At 69.1% G+C, this 1,578-nt stretch carries 2 protein-coding genes and 1 pseudogene; all 3 read right to left on the bottom strand.

Annotation, left to right across the window (positions count from 1 at the left end; all coding sequences use genetic code 11):
* Positions 1-51: 51 nt before the first annotated feature.
* A complete protein-coding gene (gene tmk, locus I71_RS12985; RefSeq protein ID WP_042695278.1) occupies positions 52-711 on the bottom strand; it encodes a dTMP kinase in 660 nt (219 codons plus the stop codon).
* 11 nt (positions 712-722) lie between these two features.
* Complete coding sequence (locus tag I71_RS40575) at positions 723-1,112, bottom strand: hypothetical protein (RefSeq protein WP_280109872.1); 390 nt, start codon at positions 1,110-1,112, stop codon at positions 723-725.
* 24 nt (positions 1,113-1,136) lie between these two features.
* Positions 1,137-1,502: pseudogene (locus tag I71_RS40570) on the bottom strand (D-alanyl-D-alanine carboxypeptidase family protein); the annotation flags it as partial.
* Positions 1,503-1,578: the final 76 nt, after the last annotated feature.

The raw sequence follows: 1,578 nt of genomic DNA, 5'->3' as shown, positions 1-1,578 counted from the left end.
CGGGGAGCCAGCGCCTCTTCGCAAACGGAGCGGCCGGGGTGCGCGCCTTGCTCACGGCGTCCGCCCCTGGGTCAGCTCCAGCCGGCTGGCAACGGCGTCCCAGATGCGGGCCTGCACGCCGTCGAGGTCGGCGTCGGCCTCCACCACGGCGCAACGCTCCGGCTCGCGCCGGGCGATGTCGAGGAAGCCGTCGCGCAGCCGCTGGTGAAAGCCGATGTCCATCCGTTCATAGCGGTCCTCGCCGCCATGGCGCGACGCGGCCCGGCGCAGGCCCTTGTCCACCGCGATGTCGAGGATCAGCGTCAGGTCGGGCCGGAACTCGCCCAGCGCCGCCCGCTGCAGGGTCTCCACCAACTCGCGCCCCAGCCCCAGCCCATAGCCCTGATAGGCCATGGTGCTGTCGAAGAAGCGATCGCACAGCACCCACTTGCCCTCCTCCAGCGCCGGCCACACCGTCCGTTCCAGATGGTCGCGGCGGGCGGCGGTGTGCAGCAGGGCCTCCGTCACCGGACTCCAGCGGCCGGTCTTGCCGGTCACCAGCAGGCCGCGGATTTCCTCTGCCCCCGGCGACCCGCCCGGTTCGCGCGTGGTCTCCACCGCGATGCCGCGGGCGCGCAGGGAATCGGCCAGACGGCGCAGCTGCGTCGACTTGCCGGCCCCTTCGCCGCCTTCCAGCGTGATGAAGCGGCCGCGATTCGAGGAGGTCGGCATCGTCGCCGCGGTCACAGGCTGTTGCCGAAGACGAGATACTTGGCGGCGGCGAAGGCGCGGCCGAACATGCCGGCCTTCGGCACGTCCTGGGCGGCCACCACCGGCACCTCCTTGCCCGGGAAGCCGGGGGCGGAGATCACCAGCTTGCCCACCGTGTCGCCCTTCCTGATCGGCGCGGCGACCGGGGCGTTGCTGACCAGCGACACCTTCATGCCGGGGCGGTCGGAGCGGGCCATGGTGACGCTCAGGTTCTGCGGCACGGTGACCGGCACCATGTCCTGCTCGCCCAGCCAGACCGGCACCTGCTCGATGGTTTCGCCGCCCCTGTAGAGGGTGTAGGAGGCGAATTCGCGGAAGCCCCATTCGATCAGCCGAGCCGATTCGTCGGCGCGCGCCTGCATGCTGGGCAGGCCGTTGACCACCAGCAGCAGCCGGCGCCCCTCACGCTCGCCCGACGCGGTCAGGCCGTAACCGCCGGCCTCGGTGTGGCCGGTCTTCAGGCCGTCGACATTCATGTTGCGGTAGAGCAGCGGGTTGCGGTTGCCCTGGGTGATGCCGTGATATTTGAACTCCCGGATCGAATCGTACTTGTAGAATTCGGGGAAGTCCTTGATCAGCCGCTCGGCCAGGATCGCCAGATCGCGGGCGGTCATATAGTGGTTGGGGTCGGGCCAGCCGGTGGCGTTGGCGAAGTTGCTGTTCTTCAGCCCCAATTCCTTCGCGCGCTTGCTCGCCTGTTCGGCGAAGGACTGCTCCGATCCGGCCAGCCCCTCGGCCAGCACGATGCAGGCGTCGTTGCCGGACTAGAGGATCATGCCCTTCAGCAGGTCGTCAACCTTGATGTTGAAAGGGGCTCGACGAACATCT

The organism is Azospirillum sp. B506 (assembly GCF_000333595.1).
Classification (GTDB): Bacteria; Pseudomonadota; Alphaproteobacteria; order Azospirillales; family Azospirillaceae; genus Azospirillum.
The sequence above is the reverse complement of the archived record's forward strand: the minus strand, read 5'-3'. Positions and strand labels throughout refer to the sequence as shown.

Coding starts and splice junctions, on each gene's coding strand:
- tmk (WP_042695278.1), bottom strand. CDS start 711: ATGCCGACCTCCTCGAATCGCGGCCGCTTCATCACGCTGGAAGGCGGC.
- I71_RS40575 (WP_280109872.1), bottom strand. CDS start 1,112: ATGCAGGCGCGCGCCGACGAATCGGCTCGGCTGATCGAATGGGGCTTC.